The organism is Sinorhizobium sp. Y406 (assembly GCF_058732025.1).
Genome location: NZ_CM178974.1, coordinates 1,907,404 through 1,926,636, shown reverse-complemented (window position 1 = coordinate 1,926,636; position 19,233 = coordinate 1,907,404). Strand labels below are relative to the sequence as shown.

21 protein-coding genes and 1 pseudogene are annotated in these 19,233 nt (G+C 60.6%); 12 read left to right on the top strand and 10 right to left on the bottom strand.

Going from position 1 to position 19,233, the window contains the following annotated elements; all coding sequences use genetic code 11:
• The first annotated feature begins 145 nt into the window (after positions 1 to 145).
• The 3 genes and pseudogenes from AC4P1R_RS09270 to AC4P1R_RS09260 all read left to right on the top strand — a co-directional run bounded on the left by AC4P1R_RS09270 (position 146) and on the right by AC4P1R_RS09260 (position 3,174).
• Positions 146 to 1,125 (top strand): annotated as a pseudogene (locus tag AC4P1R_RS09270) (glycosyltransferase family 2 protein).
• Between the two features lie 111 nt (positions 1,126 to 1,236).
• Positions 1,237 to 2,244, top strand: coding sequence for a Tim44 domain-containing protein (locus tag AC4P1R_RS09265; protein ID WP_151611974.1), 1,008 nt, complete (start codon positions 1,237 to 1,239; stop codon positions 2,242 to 2,244).
• 225 nt (positions 2,245 to 2,469) lie between these two features.
• Positions 2,470 to 3,174 carry a pentapeptide repeat-containing protein gene (locus AC4P1R_RS09260; RefSeq protein WP_069457346.1) on the top strand — a complete coding sequence of 235 codons (705 nt, stop codon included), beginning with the start codon at positions 2,470 to 2,472 and terminating at the stop codon, positions 3,172 to 3,174.
• Positions 3,175 to 3,194: 20 nt separating this feature from the next.
• Here the strand turns inward: AC4P1R_RS09260 and AC4P1R_RS09255 are convergent, their stop codons facing one another.
• The 4 genes from AC4P1R_RS09255 to AC4P1R_RS09240 all read right to left on the bottom strand — a co-directional run bounded on the left by AC4P1R_RS09255 (position 3,195) and on the right by AC4P1R_RS09240 (position 5,198).
• Positions 3,195 to 3,689: a hypothetical protein gene (locus AC4P1R_RS09255; RefSeq protein ID WP_069457347.1), complete on the bottom strand. Its 495-nt coding sequence runs from the start codon at positions 3,687 to 3,689 to the stop codon at positions 3,195 to 3,197.
• A 99-nt stretch (positions 3,690 to 3,788) separates the two neighbouring features.
• Positions 3,789 to 4,043 carry a hypothetical protein gene (locus AC4P1R_RS09250; RefSeq protein WP_069457348.1) on the bottom strand — a complete coding sequence of 85 codons (255 nt, stop codon included), beginning with the start codon at positions 4,041 to 4,043 and terminating at the stop codon, positions 3,789 to 3,791.
• Entirely contained in the window at positions 4,040 to 4,369 is a 330-nt protein-coding gene (locus AC4P1R_RS09245) for a hypothetical protein (protein ID WP_151611423.1), read from the bottom strand. The genes AC4P1R_RS09250 and AC4P1R_RS09245 overlap by 4 nt, the downstream gene beginning before the upstream one ends.
• Positions 4,370 to 4,505: 136 nt before the next feature.
• Positions 4,506 to 5,198 carry a S24 family peptidase gene (locus tag AC4P1R_RS09240; protein ID WP_492176710.1) on the bottom strand — a complete coding sequence of 231 codons (693 nt, stop codon included), beginning with the start codon at positions 5,196 to 5,198 and terminating at the stop codon, positions 4,506 to 4,508.
• A 174-nt stretch (positions 5,199 to 5,372) separates the two neighbouring features.
• Here AC4P1R_RS09240 and AC4P1R_RS09235 point away from each other — a divergent pair, with 174 nt between their 5' ends.
• From AC4P1R_RS09235 to AC4P1R_RS09220, 4 genes are all read left to right on the top strand, one after another.
• Positions 5,373 to 5,882 carry a helix-turn-helix domain-containing protein gene (locus AC4P1R_RS09235; RefSeq protein ID WP_069457350.1) on the top strand — a complete coding sequence of 170 codons (510 nt, stop codon included), beginning with the start codon at positions 5,373 to 5,375 and terminating at the stop codon, positions 5,880 to 5,882.
• Between the two features lie 101 nt (positions 5,883 to 5,983).
• Entirely contained in the window at positions 5,984 to 6,604 is a 621-nt protein-coding gene (locus AC4P1R_RS09230) for a hypothetical protein (RefSeq protein WP_151611421.1), read from the top strand.
• A 322-nt stretch (positions 6,605 to 6,926) separates the two neighbouring features.
• Positions 6,927 to 7,409 carry a BA14K family protein gene (locus AC4P1R_RS09225; RefSeq protein ID WP_273361513.1) on the top strand — a complete coding sequence of 161 codons (483 nt, stop codon included), beginning with the start codon at positions 6,927 to 6,929 and terminating at the stop codon, positions 7,407 to 7,409.
• A gap of 419 nt (positions 7,410 to 7,828) precedes the next feature.
• Entirely contained in the window at positions 7,829 to 8,206 is a 378-nt protein-coding gene (locus tag AC4P1R_RS09220) for a BA14K family protein (protein ID WP_083265244.1), read from the top strand.
• 63 nt (positions 8,207 to 8,269) lie between these two features.
• Here the strand turns inward: AC4P1R_RS09220 and AC4P1R_RS09215 are convergent, their stop codons facing one another.
• Together AC4P1R_RS09215 and AC4P1R_RS09210 are read right to left on the bottom strand one after the other, a co-directional pair.
• Positions 8,270 to 8,449: a hypothetical protein gene (locus AC4P1R_RS09215; RefSeq protein WP_069457353.1), complete on the bottom strand. Its 180-nt coding sequence runs from the start codon at positions 8,447 to 8,449 to the stop codon at positions 8,270 to 8,272.
• 155 nt (positions 8,450 to 8,604) lie between these two features.
• Positions 8,605 to 8,799, bottom strand: coding sequence for a hypothetical protein (locus AC4P1R_RS09210; protein WP_069457354.1), 195 nt, complete (start codon positions 8,797 to 8,799; stop codon positions 8,605 to 8,607).
• A gap of 997 nt (positions 8,800 to 9,796) precedes the next feature.
• Here AC4P1R_RS09210 and AC4P1R_RS09205 point away from each other — a divergent pair.
• Positions 9,797 to 10,183, top strand: coding sequence for a hypothetical protein (locus AC4P1R_RS09205; RefSeq protein ID WP_069457355.1), 387 nt, complete (start codon positions 9,797 to 9,799; stop codon positions 10,181 to 10,183).
• 278 nt (positions 10,184 to 10,461) lie between these two features.
• Here the strand turns inward: AC4P1R_RS09205 and AC4P1R_RS09200 are convergent, their stop codons facing one another.
• From AC4P1R_RS09200 to AC4P1R_RS09190, 3 genes are all read right to left on the bottom strand, one after another.
• On the bottom strand, positions 10,462 to 10,863 hold the full coding sequence (locus tag AC4P1R_RS09200) for a hypothetical protein (protein ID WP_069457356.1): 402 nt from the start codon (positions 10,861 to 10,863) through the stop codon (positions 10,462 to 10,464).
• Between the two features lie 136 nt (positions 10,864 to 10,999).
• Positions 11,000 to 11,338, bottom strand: coding sequence for a GFA family protein (locus AC4P1R_RS09195; protein WP_069457357.1), 339 nt, complete (start codon positions 11,336 to 11,338; stop codon positions 11,000 to 11,002).
• A 325-nt stretch (positions 11,339 to 11,663) separates the two neighbouring features.
• Positions 11,664 to 11,870 (bottom strand): hypothetical protein, encoded by a 207-nt coding sequence (locus AC4P1R_RS09190; RefSeq protein ID WP_069457358.1) that lies wholly within the window; start codon positions 11,868 to 11,870, stop codon positions 11,664 to 11,666.
• 99 nt (positions 11,871 to 11,969) lie between these two features.
• Here AC4P1R_RS09190 and AC4P1R_RS09185 point away from each other — a divergent pair, with 99 nt between their 5' ends.
• Both AC4P1R_RS09185 and AC4P1R_RS09180 read left to right on the top strand, forming a co-directional pair.
• Positions 11,970 to 13,406, top strand: a complete 1,437-nt coding sequence (locus AC4P1R_RS09185; RefSeq protein WP_492176708.1) for a terminase large subunit domain-containing protein — start codon at positions 11,970 to 11,972, stop codon at positions 13,404 to 13,406.
• Entirely contained in the window at positions 13,406 to 15,511 is a 2,106-nt protein-coding gene (locus tag AC4P1R_RS09180; protein ID WP_492176707.1) for a portal protein, read from the top strand. The genes AC4P1R_RS09185 and AC4P1R_RS09180 overlap by 1 nt, the downstream gene beginning before the upstream one ends.
• A gap of 660 nt (positions 15,512 to 16,171) precedes the next feature.
• On the opposite strand, the gene AC4P1R_RS09175 is transcribed toward AC4P1R_RS09180, so the two are convergent.
• A complete protein-coding gene (locus AC4P1R_RS09175) occupies positions 16,172 to 16,945 on the bottom strand; it encodes a hypothetical protein (RefSeq protein WP_492176706.1) in 774 nt (257 codons plus the stop codon).
• A gap of 476 nt (positions 16,946 to 17,421) precedes the next feature.
• Between AC4P1R_RS09175 and AC4P1R_RS09170 the strand changes: the two genes are divergently transcribed.
• Together AC4P1R_RS09170 and AC4P1R_RS09165 are read left to right on the top strand one after the other, a co-directional pair.
• On the top strand, positions 17,422 to 18,285 hold the full coding sequence (locus tag AC4P1R_RS09170) for a pentapeptide repeat-containing protein (protein WP_492177730.1): 864 nt from the start codon (positions 17,422 to 17,424) through the stop codon (positions 18,283 to 18,285).
• Positions 18,282 to 19,214, top strand: coding sequence for a hypothetical protein (locus AC4P1R_RS09165; protein WP_492176705.1), 933 nt, complete (start codon positions 18,282 to 18,284; stop codon positions 19,212 to 19,214). Before AC4P1R_RS09170 ends, AC4P1R_RS09165 begins: the two co-directional genes overlap by 4 nt.
• The last annotated feature ends 19 nt before the right edge of the window (positions 19,215 to 19,233 follow it).

The window sequence follows — 19,233 nt, the reverse complement described above, 5'->3', positions numbered from 1 at the left end:
TGCGCAGAGTTGAAATCCCGGCGGCATGCCGATAAACGCTCCTATCGCGGCCTCGAGTGGAGCGACATAATTGAACGATCATCACTACCCATTTCGCCTTTCCGACAATCGGAACGGGCCGCCCCGGAGGGCGTTTCTCGATCGTTTGATCACGCGTTACGACACCTTTCGGCTGACCGCACGGGTTCGCCGGCGCAGGCGCGAAATCGAGATGACCTGCCTTGGCAAAGGCGGGCCGCGGCCGCTCGGCCGGGACGACGTTCCGGTGGTATTCAACACGCATAACGACCTCAAGCTGATGCCGTCCTTCCTGGCGCATTATCGCAAGCTCGGCGTGACGCGCTTCATCTGTGTCGATGATGTGTCGACCGACGGCACGCGCGAGTTTCTGCTGTCGCAGGCGGATGTGGATGTCTGGGGATCGCCGTTGCGCTACCGGGATGCCCGCCGCGGGCGCGAATGGCGCGAGACGCTGTTCGAGCGCTACGGGACGGACCGGTGGTATCTCAACGTCGATTCCGACGAGTTCCTGTTCTATCAGGACTGCGAGCGGCAGCCGCTCGAGAGCCTCATTCGCGCGCTCGAAAGCCGGGGCGAGAAGCGCCTGGCGGCGCCGATGCTCGACATGTACCCGGTCGGTTCGCTCGGATCGGCGACGCTCGACGGCGACGATCGCATGCCCTGGGAAATCGCCGACCACTTCGATGGGGCCGGTTACGGTCTGACCCATACGAAGAGGGCGATCAGCGTCACGGGCGGGCCGCGCAAACGCAAATTCTCCTATGAGCTGGAGCTGATGAAATATCCGCTGATCTTCTGGGACAGAGAGTGCAGCCTGGGCGTAAGCATCCATCAGCCGTTGCCATTCCAAAGAAACTTCCTGCCGATTTCCGGGGTGCTGCTGCATTTCAAGTTCTTCGCCGACTACAAGGAGAAATCGAGGAAGCGGTCGCCGATGGGCAGTATTTCGATGGAGCTGCCGCCTATCGCACGATGCTGGACGACCTGCAGAAGTCCGGCGAATTCGATTTCGCCAACGAGCATTCGATCCGCTTTTCGGGATCGGCGCAGCTGCTCGAGTTGGGGTTCATCGCGCCCGTTTCCTTTCCTGTCGACGCACCCTGATCGGCTGTGGACGGCAAAATCCTTACGAGCGACTTTAACTGTCCGGCTTCGATGTCTATATCGGCAGCAAATGGCCGGCTTCGGCGTGAGCGAGAAACGGGATCGGAAATGATGCAGCGTGTTCAACGAGTCCTGGCGATGGCCGCCATCGGTCTTGCGGTGATGGTGACGGTGGCCGACGTGGCCGAGGCGCGCAGGGCGGGCGGCGGATTCGGCTCACGCGGCAGCCGGACCTTTTCCATGCCGCCGACTACCCGGACGGCGCCGACCAATGCGGCGCCGATCGAGCGGACGATGACGCCGCAGCCGGCACCTTCGGCTGCGACGCGGCCGGCGGCGCAGGGCCAGACGACGGCGTCGCGACCGGGCCTCTTCGGCGGGTTCGGCGGATCGATGCTCGGCGGCCTGATGATGGGCGGCTTGATCGGCATGCTGCTTGGCCATGGGCTCGGCGGCGGCATCGGCTTTCTCGGCCTGCTGCTGCAGGTCGGCTTGATCGTCGCAGCCATTGCGCTTGCGAAGCGCTTCTTCGGCCGCAGCAGCCAGCCGGCCTATTCGGCGCCTTCTGCCGCCGCGCGAAACTACGCGGCTGCGAGCGCTGCCCCGTCCTTCCGCATTCCGCGGATCGGCGAGGGGCTCGGCGGGGGCCCAGCCGCCGCCTCGGCAAACCGACCCTCTCCGTCGGCCAAGAGCGCATGGGACAATGACGAGATCGGTATCGGTCAGGGCGACCTCGATCAATTCGAGGCGATACTCAAGCAGCTCCAGGCGGCCTATGCTGCCGAGGACTATGCGGCGCTTCGGCGGCTGACGACGCCCGAGGCGATGTCCTACCTTGCCGAGGAACTCAGCGAAAACGCCACGAAGGGCCTCAAGAACGACGTGCGGGACGTGCATCTCGTCGAGGGCGACGTGGCCGAGGCGTGGCATGAGAATGGCACCGACTATGCGACGGTTGCGATGCGCTACGAGAGCATCGACGTGATGCGCGAGCGCGCCACGGGCCGCGTCGTCAGCGGCGATCCCGAACGGCCGACGGACGCGGTGGAACTCTGGACCTTCCTGCGCAGGCGCGGTGCCGATTGGCAGGTTTCCGCGATCCAGGCCGTCGAGGCGTAATACCTGCCGCGCAACCGGCGGTGTTTCTCGGTTTCAACCGGTTTCATGATGTCTGCTCACTTGCGGCAGGGCATGGAGTGTGCATCGCTTCGGAAACGATGGCTTTCATTGGGGGGCCGTGCGCAATAAAATGGATTTCCACGCAGGAGGCGGGACAACATGGTTTCGTGGGCGGCAAGACGGGTCGAGTGCGGAGGAATTCGACGCGGAGCGGGACGCCGGCGCATGCTCTCGCCGGGCGCGGGAACTGTCGGCCTTCTTGTTGCGATGGCCGCCTCGATCCTTGCCTCGGGAGCAGCGGCGGCGGACTGCAAGAGTTTGCCTAAGCCGCGAACGGATTGGAGCGACTGCAACAAGCGGCAGATCATGCTGGGCAGGAGCAATCTGGCGGGCAGCACTCTCTTCAATACGGATTTCACCTCCACCGATCTCAGCGGCTCCGATCTTACGTCGGCCAATCTCGAGAAGGCGACGCTGATGCGCGCATCGCTGGCCGGTGCGAAAGCGGACAAGGCGAATTTTTCGAGAGTGGAGGCTTATCGCGGCAATTTCACCGGCATCTCCGCTGAACATGCTTCCTTTGCCAGCTCGGAGCTGCAACGCGCCGATTTCACCGGCGCGCGGCTGACGGGTGCCGATTTCGAAAAGGCCGAACTCGGACGCGCCAATTTCGAAAAGGCCGTGCTGACGGGGACGCGATTCGCGACGGCCAATCTGTCGCGCGCGATCCTCAGCGGCTCGCAGTTCGAGGGCCCGATCGACTTCAGCCGCGCCTTCATGTTCCAGACGAGAATAGAGGGCGTCGATCTCTCTCAGGCTTCGGGCCTGATGCAGGACCAGATCGATCTTACCTGCGGCGACGCGGCAACGAAGCTTCCTGCCGGCATCTCGGCGCCGTCCCAGTGGCCATGCCCTGCCGACGACGACTGATACGGTGCGCGGACGGCGGGTCAGTTGATCCGATCGCCGAAGGCGCTCGGAGGGAGCAGGCAGTAGATTGGCTTCTGTCGTAGGGCGACTGCCGACTTGGCGGGCGAGGCGAGCCAGCGCCGCACGGCGTCCTGCGGACACTCGCCCTTGGCAATCGCGATCGAACGCCCCATGAGATCGACGCGGCGGCCGGAATAGTTTCGATCGGCCGGATGCCGGCCGAAGCGTGACGCGCCGAAATCCGTGCACCATCGTTTACGATGGGGAAACGGCTTTGGCGGTCCGGCCGCGAAAAAGGCCCATACGTCGAAATCCTTGATGCCATTCGCTCCGTTCAAATAGTGGAGCGCACTTCCCTGGGCGAGCGCCATGAGGAGCAGCCGATCCCTGTAGAGGCCGGCGACCGGCGCGCGCTCGAAGATGCCGGCGAATGCCCGCATCGCCACCGCTGCGATCCTCTCGAGATCCGCGGGCTGTAGTACCGCGTAGGACCGCTCTGTCACTTCGCCGCCCATGGACCGAGCCTCAAGAGAGGGGGAACGCGCAATTCATCGTGCCGCCATGTTATACCAAGGCTCGATGATAGGAACCGAGACTTGGTATTAGCATCCTTGTTATTCCGCGGCACGCTCGGAAACGAGCCTGATGCGGGCGCCGGCCACGGGGGAAGGCGAGGGGTATTGCTGCGGCGCGCGATCGACGACGGCGATGTCGTATCCCATGGCGGCCGCGATCTTCTTCAGCATTTCACGGGCGCGGCCTTCATGCCGCGCGGCAGTCTCGGCGTCGGTGACGTAATAGGCGGCGCTGACCGCCTCGATCAGATTGAGGGCGGCGAGATTGGCGATGGCGTAGGTCTCGGCGTTCATCGAAACGAGCCTCCGAACTGCTGGCGGTGGTTGTGCGTGCCGAGGAGGCGCTGCGTCGGATCCGTGCTGCCCGGTGAATATTCCCGTTCGCGGTTGCTTTCGAAAAAGACGTCGCCGATGAGTTGCGCGGCGGGGACAGCCTCGCGCTGCAGCACGCTGCCGTCGGCGCCCATATGCCAGGCAAGCGATGCGAGGCTCGAATAGGTGGAGACGAGAAAGATTTCGAGCGCCGCCTGACTTTCCAGGTCGCTCGACTGCGGCAGATCGGCGCTGAAAAGCGCATCTATGTGACCGTGGAGATCGGCCTTGATTCGCGGGATGGACATTTGCGCTCGACCACATCCTTCGTGTTGTCATCTTAGGTCGACAGCATGCCATTGCGACCCGTATAGTGTCAACACGTAACGTGTTGTTCCCGATCGCGTGTGTTGCGTCTCGCGATTCGCGAGCGCAGACCGCCCCTCAGGCGTTGCCGGCAAGGGCGATGTAGTGGACCGAATGGACGGTGCGGGCGTCGAAGCGCAGTTCCTTGGCGGGGTTGAACTGCTCGAGCACGAGTTCGGAGCTGTTGTGGCGCACAAACTTTTTGACATAGGCGAGCAGGGCGCCGTCTTCCTCGAGGCGAATTTGTGCGATGACGTAATCGCCCTTTTTCACGCGGCGGCCCGGATCGACGAAGCAGATTTCCCCGTCCTCATAGCGCGGAGACATGGATTCGCCGGAGACACAGACGGCATAAGCCTCGGATATATCGGAGAGAACCGGCGGCGCCAGGACTTCGAACAATACACTGCCATTCATCAGGAATTCACCGTCAACACCGCCAACGGCCTGGCCGAAGACGGGAATTTTCTTGCTTTTGCCGAGCACGCTGGCGCCAATCGTCGCGTTCGGTTCTTCGACTTCCACCGGATGGGCAGAGGGCGCCGAACCGCCATTCGTCTGAGTATGGCCAGCCCCGCGCATGAGCCAGTAAGGGTCGACGTTGAACTTGCGCCCATAAAAGTCGGCTTCATCGAGGTCGAAGTCGTTCTGGCCATTCTCGTGGGCCCGATAGGTGGAGGCGACGATGCCGAGGGCGTTCGCCGCATCGGAGGCAAAACGGAAGCCCGCTCTAATGCGCGCCTGGCGCAACCTGTCAGCTTTTTCGCTCATAACTTGGAACATAGCAACACGTATAACATAAATCATGTTGACATTACAACACCAACGATGTCATCTGGCGGCGAGGTCGCTGAAGGCCTCGTGGCGGTTCGCCTGCCGGTTTGCGGGACTTCGTCTTGCGACTCGTGGCGCGGGCGAGTGCTTAAAAATACAAGGAGTGAGTGCATGGAGAATTCGCAAAGTGCAAGGCAGCAGCGGCATTATCGGGCGGTGCGCGAACGGCTGGTCCGCGCCGGGGACGGCGGAGGCCGATCGGCCGCGATGGCGGAACTTCGGTTCGAGCTTTCGGAACTCACCGCCGACAACGCAACCAAGGCGCGCCGGATCGCTACGCTGGAGGCTGATCTTGCCGATGCGGAGGCGCGCCTGTTGGCGCAGGCGAAAGCGCTGCTGGGGGGGCGGCAATCGGATGGTGTCGATTCGGACCGGACCGAGGAAAGACCATCCATCGACACGATCGTTGCCGACGTGCTCGCGGATTTTCCGGGCGTGAGCTGGGAGGACGTCATCAGCGTCCGCCGCGAACGCCGGCTGGTGAAGCCCCGGCATGCCTGCATGCGGGCGGTCTACGAAAGCCGCCCGGACCTGTCGTTGCCCCGCATCGGCCGCATCTTCCGGCGGGATCACACGACAGTGCTTGCCGTGGTGAAAGCCACGACCGGTCACTCTGATTAATCCGCCACTTTCAGCGGCTTGCGGACGGCAGCGGAGAAATCGAATCATGTCCGTGCCGCAGCGCATCCCCAGCTTTCTCCCGAATTTGAAAGGATAGTCCGATGATGAGCAAGGCCCAGAAGCTGCGCGCGAAACGCAAGGCGCAACTCGGCCGTCCGCGCAAGGCCGATGCCGAACGCTTCGCCTGCGGCAAGATCAAGCCGGAATGGTCACGGCGGGAAAACGAAAAGGAGGCGATGGCCGTGGCGCTTGCGGCGCGCAAGCGCATGCACGGGCTCGAGACCGGTAGCGCCTTTGCCGGCTATACGCTCGGCCGGCTCTTTCTCGACGGGCGGATCACCGAGACGCAGCGGCAGGCCGGCGACGACTATGCCGCGGTGATGACGCGCTACTATCACCTGACCGGCATACCCTTTCCGAGCGTGCGCGCACAGGTCATCGGCCGCGTCAAGGGGCATGCCGGCGAGACGAGCGAGGCGCGCCACCGCCAGGCCAGGAAGGCTGCCGACACGATGATGCGGCTCGAAGGCGTGCTCTTGAGATGCGAGGAGGGGCGGCAGGTGAAGACGACGGTCTTCAATGTCTGCGTCATGGATTATGAAGGGCTGCGGATGATGCCGGAGCCGCAATTGTTGTGGCTAAAGCGTGGTTTGAACGCCCTTCTCTTCGACAAGGGCTTGCGCGAACATGGGGAGAGGGATTATTCGTTTATTCAAGAATAGGAATTTTATCCTGACACATCTCTCCCGGACCAGGGCGAGGACAACGCAGCCCTGGTAAAAACAGCAACTTTTGCGCCTCCGGCGCATCGGCCCGAAAATCGTGCCCGATTTTCGGCGAGCTCGATGCGCAGCTTCAAAGAGTTACAACGACGTTAGCGCGTCTGAAAAGACGCGCGGCGTTGTAATGAGGCGCGGGCCGCAATCGATTTTCGATCACGTGCCATCAACATCTCGTGATCGTCTCCCCCTATGGGGCACAATTTCGTCGTTCGGCCATTTTCCTGTCTGAAGGGACTCTGTGCAAAGGAAAATGGTGAAGCCAATGAAGAGGTTAGCAATTTTTGCCCTGTCGCTGGCAACCGCCTTGAGCGGCGTTCCGCCAGCGATGGCATTTCCAATCGTGCCGACGGCCAAAACGCAGGCCGCAGACGTTCAGCGCGTGCAGTTCTCTTACGAGCGCGGCGAGAACAACGCGAACGACCGTTGCCGCAATCCGGGCTCCTGCCGCCGCTGGTATCGCGACCGGGGTCATCGCTACGACCGCGATCGCCGCCACCGCTACAGCTACCGTGATCGGTACCGTCACCGTCATCACCACCGCGGCAGCAATTTCGGCGCGGTCATCGGCGGCCTGGCGGCCGGCGCTCTCATAGGTGGCGTGCTGGCGCAGCCGCGCTATTACGGTGGAGGCGGCAGTGCGCATACGCGCTGGTGCTACGCGCGCTATCGCTCGTATCGCGCCTACGACAACACGTTCCAGCCCTATAACGGGCCGCGGAGGGCGTGCATCTCGCCCTATCTGTGAGCGGGCTTGGGAGTGCATCAGCGCGAAATCGTTTCGGATCCTCGCGCGTCTGACCTCGCGCGTCTGACAAGGCGTGCGGCGTGCTCCCCGCACGCGGGGAGGCAGTCGGCGCCGCGAGTCCCTTCGGCCGGTTCTCCGCAGTTGCTGCGGAGGACGGCCAGGCCGGGCGACAGCACCTGCGACGCGGGGCCGGCACGCGCGCTGGTTTCGTCTGCTGAACTCCCGCCATCGTGGCTATTCGAAGAGCGGCCCGCGCTTCGGCGCGGCACGGCGAGGAAGGCCACATGCATCAGCCCATGTGGGGCCAGCTTTCGGCAGTCCCCGTGTTTTGGGTTTTGGGCCTGTGATATGATTCCCGGCGTGCAATCCGAAAATCGGGTCCGATCTGGTGCCGATGCGCAGGAAGGAAGGCGGGTCTCGTGAGGACGCCGGCAATCATCGGCCTGGTATTGGCGATCGCAGGAACGGGGACCGGTCCTGCGCCGGCACAGGACTGCCCCTCCGGCACCTGTATCGACAACCGTCATGAGCTGTTCATCGAACGGGAGTACCGCGATTTCCTGCAGCAACGATATCCGAATTACGGCGCACGCTACCGCGGCATGGCTCCCGATATCAGCATAGGTCCGGGGGCGACGGTTGGCGGTCCCTTGCCAAGGCCACGGCGCAGGATAGAGGATTTCGCCAAGGCCCATCTGCGTTGGTGCCGCGAGCGCTACATTTCCTACCGGGCTTACGACAATACGTTCCAACCCTTCGAGGGGCCGCGCCGTCCCTGCAACTCACCCTATAACTGATTCCCAGCCCGTCGAGCGGCCGGCCAGCAAGGCTTCGGAGCCACGCAGCGGGGGAGGGGCGGATCAGCCGTTTTTTCGGAGGAGCTTGCTGGCGGCGAGCGCGGCGGCCTGCGCCTCGACCTGGCTGCCGAATTGCCCGTGGGCCGGATAGGTGACGCCGCGATAGGTGAGCACGAAGGCCCAGCGCCCGTTCAATCGCTTTTCGACCTTGATGGTGGCGTCGGGCTTGTTGTCGGCACTCAAAGCAGGCTCCTTCGAAAAATTGCGCCGGACCGCTGCATCATGGTCCTTAAGCGAGGTGAGGAGACATGCAGCAGGATCCGGCGCAGATCATTTCCGCTTTTCTCAAGTCGCTCGCCGAAAGGCAAGAGCGATCGAGCGTGCCTTTTTCGAGATTGCTATTCGACCGAACGGTCGGGTCCGAAGCGCTCCGTGAGGAACGACGCATGAATGGCGGGCCCCTGCAGGCGATCGGTCTTCTCGAGCTTCACGGCTACCTGTTCGGTGGGCGGCATTTGCTGCCAGGCTGCCGTCAGAAACAAGGCGGCGCCGGCAAGGAACCCGAAGGCAATGAAGATCCAAGAGCTGGTCATGGCGAAACTCCTTTTCCCGCGAAGGCAATGCGTGAGGGCAGTTTCTGGTTCCCGGCACGCCGCCGGAAGCGGGCTTTATGGTACAGTTCTGAAATTTGCTGCAATCTGCAGCGCTTTTGACAATCTGTTCAAATAGGCCGCCAGCTTTTTCGCTGGCCGCCAACACTTTAATTATAGCACCGCCGCGCGCGCACGAACGGCAGTCGAGTATCAGCAATTCGTCCGATGGTTCCGCCGCGCTTACTGTCGGAGGCACTCTTCCATCGGACGATGCCGCGCATTTTCGCATCGGCCATCCGATTGAACCAAGGCGGCGGCTCTCGTGCAAGCGTTTTATAATATACACTTGTACAGCAGCCGTATTTGCGGCGCCGCGCGCCTGGTCGGACGCAAAGCCGCGAGACCCGATCCTGCTTGGGGTTAGGCGCGCAGAGCCTGCATAAAGCTGTGGCTAAACAGAAAATCGCCGGCTCGCACTTCCTGCGGCGCTTGCACAGTTGGCGCGGCTCGGTTATTCCTTAAATCAACGATAGGAATTGTATCCTCATCCCGGCCCCGGCAATCATCGATAGGCAGCCAGTCGCGCCTCTCGCTAGGTGAAGGGGTGCAAGAACAAGGCAATCGCTCAACAAGTCGCAGCGACCTCTCCGCGTCTAATAGGACGCGCAGCGCTGTAGACTCCCGCCTTTCCCGACAGTTCACGAAATCGAGACTTGGCATCACGGCGAACCGGCGCGTCTCACGTCAGATGCCGCTGCGCCGTATGCGGCCGGCGATGCGCCTTCGCCTTGCAGCGGCGCCAAGAGGCGCGGCGCGCGAGCAGGCGGCATCGCCGGCCGCCCCCGGGTGAAGCGGAGTAATTCTAAGTGCTACAGCGACCTTTGCGCGTCTAACGCTTTCTTTCTGAGGCATGATCTTATCGATCCCCGTTTCACTCCGGTCGGATCATGCTCGAATAAGACGCGCGGCGCTGTAGGTGAAACAGAGGAGCATTCCGATGCCGGATCAGGAAAGCCCGGATTGCACCGCGGATCTGCCGGACACGGCGCCGGCCAAGGCCGGGGCGAAGCGGGCAAGCGGGCGTAGCCGGCTCGGCGGCGCCTTCGCGGATGCGGTTCAGGCGGATTTCGAGGCGTATGGCGCGGCCGTGGTGGCGCGCATTCGGGAGGAGAAGCCGGAGAGCTATCTGAAGCTCGTCGCCTCCATCTTGCCGAAGGACCTCGGAGCTGCCGCCAGCGGCATGGAGGATCTTTCGGATGAGCAGCTGATCGAGCGGATCCGCGTGCTGGACATGGCGGTCCGGCCATTGCTCGAGGTAAAGAAAATCGGCGCCCGCCGCTCGGTGCGGCGGACGCGTTCCACTCGCTCGGGAGCGGCCAAGTAGGGTCAGGACCTATTAAATTCGTCCATTCTGCGTGGCGGATTTCGTGTCTGCCTAGAGGGAAGATGCAGGAAATGCCTTACATTTTCAAAACTTTCCGACGCAGTCAGGCGCGAAATCCGCCTCGCCCTACGGGTTCCGGTCCATGGGCCGCCTGATCGAAAACAATGCTCGACAAGACCTGAAGTCTTGCCTTGCGCTTGTTTTCTTCCATGCAATCCCATGGACCGGAACAGAATGGACGAATTTAATAGGTCCTGACCCTGATGACGGCAGGCCGATCAGCCCGCCGGCGAGACCGCCGCCCTGGCAGGCTCTTCGCGCGAGAAGATGATGACGGCGAACAGGAGGACGCCGGTAAAGGCGATGAGCGAGGCTATGGCGACGACCGGCTCCATGGCCGCGTTTCCCGACAGCATGAGATAGAGCGACGGAACGAGAACGGCGACGCCGAAGGTATAGACGGCATACTGGATGGCTGCCAGGCGGCGGGCCGCCTTCTGCGGATTGAGCGCGTGGTAGCCGCCGAAGATCGCCATCGTGACCCAGCCGAGCAGGTTGGCGTGGGCGTGCGCTCCGGTGACGGCGTGGTCTCCCGAAATCGACATGTGCAGCCCGATCGCAATGCCGAGCACGAGAAAGACAATGGCTGTCCTGAAATAGAGATTTGCAATACGCGGCATGTATATTCCTCCCACCAATTCGCGGAAAAACTACCATGCTCCCAAGTATTTGAGAACGTGCCGATAGAAGGATATTTCGGATGAGCCGGCAGTTACCGCCGGTACAGGGAGGGACGGCGGTTTCGAGCGCTATCGCTCACCAGGTGGCGCCATCGATCAGCCGATGGGGGATGTCCTCCCAGACGGAGCGATCGAACATGCGCATGTTCACGCCCATGCGGGACGAGCGCCCGATCGGCGACCAGTGGGTCGTGCAGCCGCATGTGCTGCAGTGATGCATGGTGAGCGTCCTGTCGCCCTGAACATAGCCGACGAGCTTGTTCTGCGGATCGCTGATCGTGACCTCCTCGGCGGCATAATAGCCCCAGAGCGAACCAAGCCGGCTGCAGAGCGAGCAATTGCAATCGCCGAGCGTTTCCGGCCGGACGGGGACGGTGATGTGGACCGCCCTGCAATGGCAATGACCTTCGATCATGATCCGGCTCCCTAGAGCGCGTTTCGATCTGACTGGATCAGATCGGCTCTAACGCTTTCTTTCTGAGGCATGATCTTATCGATCCTCGTTTCACTCCGGTCGGATCATGCTCTAAAGCGCTTCGCGCTTCATCGTAATCGTGCAACGCGCTTCAGTTCTTCATTTTTATGCATGTCGTTGTCCCAAAACCGCTGCACACTTTTGGGCAATTATATCGCCATGCCACTCTTTTCGGCGCGATGCGCCGGTAAACACATCTCATCACAATCGGTCTTCCTGACAGATGGTGCAAGGCTTGCATGGGGAACGTGCAGCTGCCGCGGCGTCAGGACTCCGCATCCAGCATCAATGCCGTCGCGAGGCTGCCGAGGGCGAAGGGGCCCCCGAGGGCGAAGATCTTGAGCCAGAGCGCGAGCGGTTGAAGACCCTCCGGCTCAGCGGGATGCAGCAGGACGAGCGCGATCGCGGCGAGGGTTCCGATCAGGAAGCCGACCGTCATGTGCGTGATCATGAATCCTATCAGCTTCGGCATGGCGCATCCTCCCGGGGAACTAACGGCCCAGGGACCGCGATGTTCCTGCGGCCGGCGGATGGGCATCCGGCATCGGCCAGATGAAGACGAGGACGGCGGATGGCAAAGGGAATGGAGGCGGCCGACGGTGCGGTGGCGCCGGAGCTTTCCGCCATGCTGAGAGAACAGGCCGCGCTGATGGCGGAGCTCGACCGGCGGCGGCGGACCAACCTCATTGCCGGCTACAGGCCCTATAGCAAGCAGCACGACTTTCATGCGGCCGGCGCGGACTACCGCGAGCGGCTGTTCATGGCCGGCAACCAGCTCGGCAAGACGCTGGCCGGGGCGGCCGAAGCGGCCATGCACCTGACCGGGCGCTACCCGGACTGGTGGAAGGGCAGGCGCTTCGACAAGCCGATCGTGATGCTGGCGGGCTCGGAATCCCACGAGCTGACCCGCGACGGCGTGCAGCGGCTGCTGGTCGGGCCGCCGCTCAGCGAGGAGGAGTGGGGCACCGGTTTCATTCCCAAGGCGACGATCGTTCAGACGACGCGGCGTTCCGGCGCTTCCGGCGCGCTCGACAGCGTGACCGTGCGGCACGAAACGGGCGGCACCTCGACGCTGCTCTTCAAGGCCTATGAGCAGGGCCGCGGCAAATGGCAGGCGAACACGGTGGACTACGTCTGGTTCGACGAGGAACCGCCGGAGGACGTGTATTTCGAGGGCATCACCCGCACCAATGCGACGGGCGGCTCGATCGCCGTGACCTTCACGCCGCTCAAGGGCTTGAGCGCCGTGGTGGCGCGCTACCTCATGGAGAAATCGCCGGACCGCGAGATCATCACCATGACGATCGAGGACGCGGACCACTACACGGCCGAGGAGCGGAAGCGGATCATTGCCAGCTATCCCGCGCATGAGCGGGAGGCGCGCACCAAGGGCATTCCGTCGCTCGGCTCGGGCCGCATCTTCCCGGTGACCGAGGAGAGCATTCGCGTCGAGCCGTTCGACATCCCGAAACACTGGGTGCAGATCGGCGGGCTCGACTTCGGCTGGGACCACCCCTTTGCCGCCGCGGGCTGCGCCTGGGACCGGGACGCGGACGTCTTCTACGTGACCAAGACCTATCGCGAGCGGGAGGCGACGCCGATCATCCATGCAGCCGCCCTGAAACCCTGGGGCGGCTGGCTTCCCTTCGCCTGGCCGCATGACGGCCTGCAGCACGACAAGGGCAGCGGCAACCAGCTTGCGGCGCAATATCGCGCGCAGGGCCTGGCCCTGCTGCCCGAGCGCGCCACCTTCGACGACGGCACCAACGGCGTGGAGGCGGGGCTCTCCGACATGCTTACCCGGATGCAGACCGGACGCTGGAAGGTATTTTCCACCTCGACCGAATGGTTCGAGGAATTCCGCCTCTATCACCGCAAGGACGGCCGCATCGTCAAGGAACGGGACGACCTGATCTCCGCCTCGCGCTACGCGCTGATGATGAAGCGCTATGCGCGGGCGAACAACGGCAACGCGAACTGGAATTTCACCGCCCGAAAGGTTCTTTGATGGCCGCAATGACCGATGAACGCCTCTGCGCCCTTGTCAGCCAGATGGTGAAGGACTGCGAGAGCTATCGCGACGCGCTCGCGACCGAGCGCATCAGGGCGATGGAATATTACGACGGCACGATGCGGGACGTGCCGGCGGACGCCAATCGCTCCAAGGTGGTTTCGCGCGACGTGCGCGCGGCGATCAAGAAGGTGCTGCCTTCGCTGATCCGCACCATTCTCGGCAATGACAAGGTGGTGGAATATCAGCCGGTCGGCGAGGGCGACGAGGCGGCGGCGGAGCAGGCGACCGATTACATCAATTACGTCGTGTTTCCGGAGAGCAACGGCTACGACGCCGTGCAGGATGCGGCGCATGACGCGCTGAAGCTCCGGAACGGCGTGATCCGCTGGTGGTACGAGAAGAAGCAGACGGTTTGCGTTTCGACCCATACGGGCCTCGACGAGGCGGCGCTGGTGCATCTCGTCGGCGACGACGATGTCGAGGTGCTGGAACAATCGCAGACGATCGAAAGGATCGAGCCGGCAGCGCCACGGGCTTTCGCGGCGAATGCGGGCGGGCTTGACACTTTTCCTCATCCCGCTCCGGTGGCGCAGCCGAGCTACAGCGTCAAGATCCGGCGCCGCACCGAACGCGGCACGGCGCGGCTGGCGGCGGTGCCGCTCGAGGAATTTCTCATCCACCCGGATGCGATCTCGATCGAGGACAGCCCGATCACCGGCATTGCCATGCGCATGCGCCGCTCCGACCTGATCGCGATGGGCTACGACCGCGACATGATCGAGCGGTTGCCGGCCTCGACCGGCGACAGCGGCCGCGACGACGAGGGCCTTGCCCGCCGGCGCGACGCCTTCGATGCGCGCGACCAGATGCCGAAGGCGCTGGAGGAGGTGGACTATTACGAGCTCTATGTGACGATCGACGCCGACGACGACGGGATTGCGGAGCTGCGCCGGCTGGTTTTTGCCGGCGGCACGGGCGAGGAGAACCTGCTTTCGAACGAGGAATGGGACGAGGTGCCCTTTGCCGACCTCATCATCGAGCGGCGGCCGCACCAGCGCGAGGGCGGCTCGGTGACCGACGATCTCGCGGAAATCCAGCGGGTGAAAACCGTGCTGATGCGCCAGACGCTGGACAATCTCTACTGGCAGAACAACCAGCAGCCGATCGTCCAGGAAGGCGCGATCGCCAATCCGGAAGCCGTGCTCAACCCGAAATTCGGCCAGCCGATCCGGGTGAGCCAGGGGATCGATGCGCGCGCGGCGGTAGGCTACACGATGGTGCCCTTCGTGGCCAAGGAATCCTTTGCGATGCTCTCCTATCTCGACCAGGAGGCGACGGACCGCACGGGCATTTCCGACGCCTCGAGCGGGCTTGCGCCGGACGCGCTGACGAACATGACCGCGCGGGCGACGGCGCTGATCGAGCAGGCGGGGATCGGCCAGACGGAGCTGATGGTGCGCACATTCGCGCAAGGGCTGCGGCGTGTGTTCAAGGGCCTGTTGCGGCTGACGATCAAGCACCAGGACCGGCCGCGCGCTGTGCGGCTGCGCGGGCAATGGGTGACTTTCGACCCGCGCCACTGGAACGCGGAGATGGACGCGACGGTGAATACGGGGCTTGGCGCCGGCACGCGCGAGCGCGACATGATGATGATCCAGCTGATCCAGGAGCTACAGGAGAAGCTCCTGACGACGCTCGGGCCGGACAACCCCTATGTCTCGCCGGACAACCTTTATAACGGCATTGCCAAATCGGTGGAGGCGGCGGGGCTGAAATCGCCCGAGCTCTACTTCACCAAGCCGACGCCGGAGGAGATCCGCCAGCGCATGCAGGCGGCCGCCGAGCAGCCGAACCCGGAGATACTGAAAGTGGAAATGCGGGCGCAGGCGGAGGCCGAGAAGACGCGGCTTTCGGCGGAAAACGAGCGGCGGAAACTGGAGATCGACCGCGAGCTGAAGCTCGCCGAAATCCAGCAGAACGGCGCGCTGAAGCGCTACCAGATCGACGCGGAGCTGGAGCTGAAGCGAGAGCAGAATGTTGCGGAAATGATGGGCGGTGAGCCGCTGACGGCGGCGCAGGTTGGAGGGATGCCGGGGTGAACTTCAACATCCAGTTGCCTCTTCTAAATAGGCGGGCCATGGCGCTCCCGCGCGGATAGGCACTTTTGAATGCGGGTATACGGCGGGACAACAGTCCGAGCAGCGGAGGTCTTTCGTTGCTGTGGTGCAACCCAGTAACGCTAAAAACTCTTGAATGCTCGCGTGAAGCGACATATGCCAATGGACATGAGAAACTTTGTCCCTGTCTCACTTATCGTTATACTTCAGTTGCTTGCGTCGTCTTGCAGCGAAACGGTTGCACCCGCGGAGACCCCGATCGTCTCCGCCAAGTCCGGTACGACCACTTCGCAAATGAATTCTTCGGAAAGTCCCCGGCAGTGCACGACGCCCAAGGTGGTGTGCCCGTACGGCACCGGTCCCGCAGGGGTGCCCTGTTCGTGTTGGTCGAATGAGGGTGGTGCGCCCCACCTTGGGGTGACGACGAAGTGACTCCTCGAACAGCCTAATGGAAGGCATGGCGTGGAGGCGATCGACCTCTTCCGGAACGGTGGCGCCGATGTTGACGCCTCACCGACTGGCCGCACGCCCTTCGAGGAAGTTCCCACTGCTAGTAGCGAAAAACTGGGTGGTGAGCGGTCGTCCGCCGGCTAATCTGTCGACCGCACACATTCTCAAACGGGCAGCATTACAGGCTAGGAGCTAATATAGTTCGCACATATAGCGATTCATGGTGAAGCGTGGAAAGTAAGGAGGCGAACGAACACCATTCATAAGATCCCAATAAATTGATCCAATGAGGGGATCGGTGATCTCCGAGGGCACGTCATATTTGTACATTTGTGCACCCCCAAGGATTTCCGTTGGAGTGTAGGCGCGCAGAAACTCCGACGATAGGTACTGATAAATGCCCCACCGAATTTCGTTCAGATGCCATGCAACCTGGGTTGATGATGCGATGAAGATGTTGTCCTGGAACCATTCCTGGAACTCGGGAACAACCAAGTAGCTTTGTCCCTCGTCAATGTCAGTGCCGTTCTCAGCGAGAATTTTGCCAATCTTGCCTACGATGTCACCAAGGCGCGTAAAACCGTGCTTTGAAATGGTCCCGCAAATCTTGAGGTAATCCATTCGCCGCACACGTAGCGTGCCTTGGCGCTCAATTGAGGGAAGCCAGACCGCTTCGACAACGGCAAATCCATCCAACCATTCCGCGAACGCTTTTGCTGATGACGCGAGCAATGTGAGGTCGCCCTCAAATTGGGGATCAATTGTAACGCTTTGAAGATGGCCGAGGTAGGTAGCGCCCATGCTGCCTTCTGACTTTGGTTTAGTCAGACCAAAAGTCCCATCACGGGGGAGTGATAGAAAGTCTGCTAGAATGATCAGGAAGAGTTTGCTTGCCTCCGGCGTCCGGAACGTGAGGTAAGTGTTCTCGATGGCGTGCTCTTTCACGAAATGGCCGTAGTGAACCATCGATCCAATTAGGTCCCAGACCGCCGCAAGAGTGATGATTTCGCGATCGAGAGAAGAGTAGGACTTGCAAATCATGGCCCGATGATAATGTGAGTGGTCAAGGCTGCCAACCAAAGCCGCTTAACGTCTGCAACCGGTCGATTTTTCCGGCTAGCATCCGTCGCAGCGGGTAGAATCTCGCCCCTCGCTTTGGCCGCTGGAGCGGCGGGGCCTTTACAGAAACGGTTATTTGACGGCACGATTTTGCGAAGTCAGCCTCATCCCCAAAACCAGCCTTCGGCAAACCCGGTTTTCGTAAACCGATCCACCAGAGCGTTGAGATTGGCCCCGTCCTTCTGGCCGGGGTTTTGTTTGCGTCTTCATGTTCTGGTTGCATTTGTAAAGGCAGTATATGGTGCAGTCACCCTTCGCGGGCGCGCGTACTTGCAGCAGCGATAGATTATGATAGCTTGAGTTGAGCCAAGCTTGTGGACCAGATGCTTAAGAATTTCTTCAAACTTGATGACCCGTTCGCTAATTTTGGCGAAGCAGAGCTTGAAAATCACTTCAAGCACTCAAATGATTTGCGCGATGTATTGTATAAGCCAGAGCAATGGCCGCGTTCCCTCAGTAGCATAAGAGGTCGGACACTTACAAACGTCAGCATGTCAAAAAAGAAATTCGAAAAGATGACATTCACAGAGTGCATATTTGAGGATTGCTTATTCATTGGATGCACTTTTGATCAGGTCGAGTTCCACAGGTGCAAATTTAAGAACTGCAACTTCTATAAATCTGATTTTTCGCGAACGTATTTAGATCCCTCCTCTTTCGTGTTTGATAAGTCATACAGGGAAACTCATGCGAACGTGTGTGTTGGTCTGTACCAGAAATTGACGGAGAATTCAGCTAGCGAAAGGCAGCACGATTTTGAACGAAGGGCAGATATTGAGTTTCGAAGATGGCAAAGGTGGCAACTTCGGTATGACAATAGTGTAGGTAAGATCACTAAGGCAGAAGAGATATACAAATGGGGAACCAATTGGCTCTACGAGTATATTTCCGGTTATGGATATAAACCTTTTCGTTTTGTCTTGGCAACAATGGTGTTGTTCGGTGCATTCTCGATTTTTAATATGAATATTATGGCTGGAAATTTATTGATAGATGGCAAAGAGATAACAGAAATCAGCCTAGCTGACAGTATTTTTTATACTTATTCCATGATGACAGCACTGGGGTTTTCGTCTATTTTGCCAATAACTCCATTGGCAAAAATCACGGCTGTAACACAGGCGTTGATTGGGATAGGGTGGTTGGGGATCTTCACTTCGCTACTGGTTAAAAGGTTCCTGAAATGAAGAAAATAGTCGCAGTAGAAGCTATTTTTGGATCTCAGAGCCGCGGTGATGGGGATCAATATAGTGATCGTGACTACCTCATAGTCGATGGCGACACACAAATGCTGCGCCAAAGGCAGCAAGAGCTTGAAAAAGATGGATGGTCGGTTGCGTCTTACACATATGACAAATTGGAAGCGATTGCCTGTAAAGGCGCGCTGTTTGTTCAGCATCTGAAAGACGAAGCCGATATTCTTAATGACCGTGACGGTCGATTGGCCAGAATATTGTCGTCCTTTCGACCGAAAGTCTCGTATGCGGAAGAGATCGCTGAGAACAATGCGCTCCTTAGCATTGCCCAAATATGGCCAGGCGGAGCCCGTGGTGCGTTGTGGGTCGCAGACGTTCTGTATGTTACCTTACGGAATTATGGAATTCTTCGATTGGCAGAGAAGCGCATCTTCGTTTTTTCGTTCTTTGCGGTGATAGATGCCTTGCTGCAGGAGAAACTGGTTCGCAAAGAAGGTCTGGGACCACTTCGCAAACTTCGATTGGCAAAGTCTCTTTATAGAAATAACGAGAAGGTTTCGGAGCATTACGCCGAACTTATTTTGAAACAAGCCATCGCGTATTTGCCCGACGAATTCGCTGTTCGCCACTTTTTTAAGGGCCATCCGAGAGAAATATTAGACCTTGCGCATCCGCTGCCAAAAGGATCCCCAGCTTATCACACGCTGAGAAACCTTGAGAAATTGCACATCGCTGCTTCCTTAGTCGATCCCGCAATTTCAGCACGCTCTGACCAGCTTCAACGATGGATTGCTAATCCGCGTGCGTATGCAGGACTGGCTGCGCAAAACCAGAGAAGGCTTCTTAATCTTTTTGAGCGCGTGCGTATGCAAGCCGTCCGAGAGCCTCACGATATCCAACCTCATCGGCTCCTAGGGTAAGTGAGGCTCGACTTGGCCC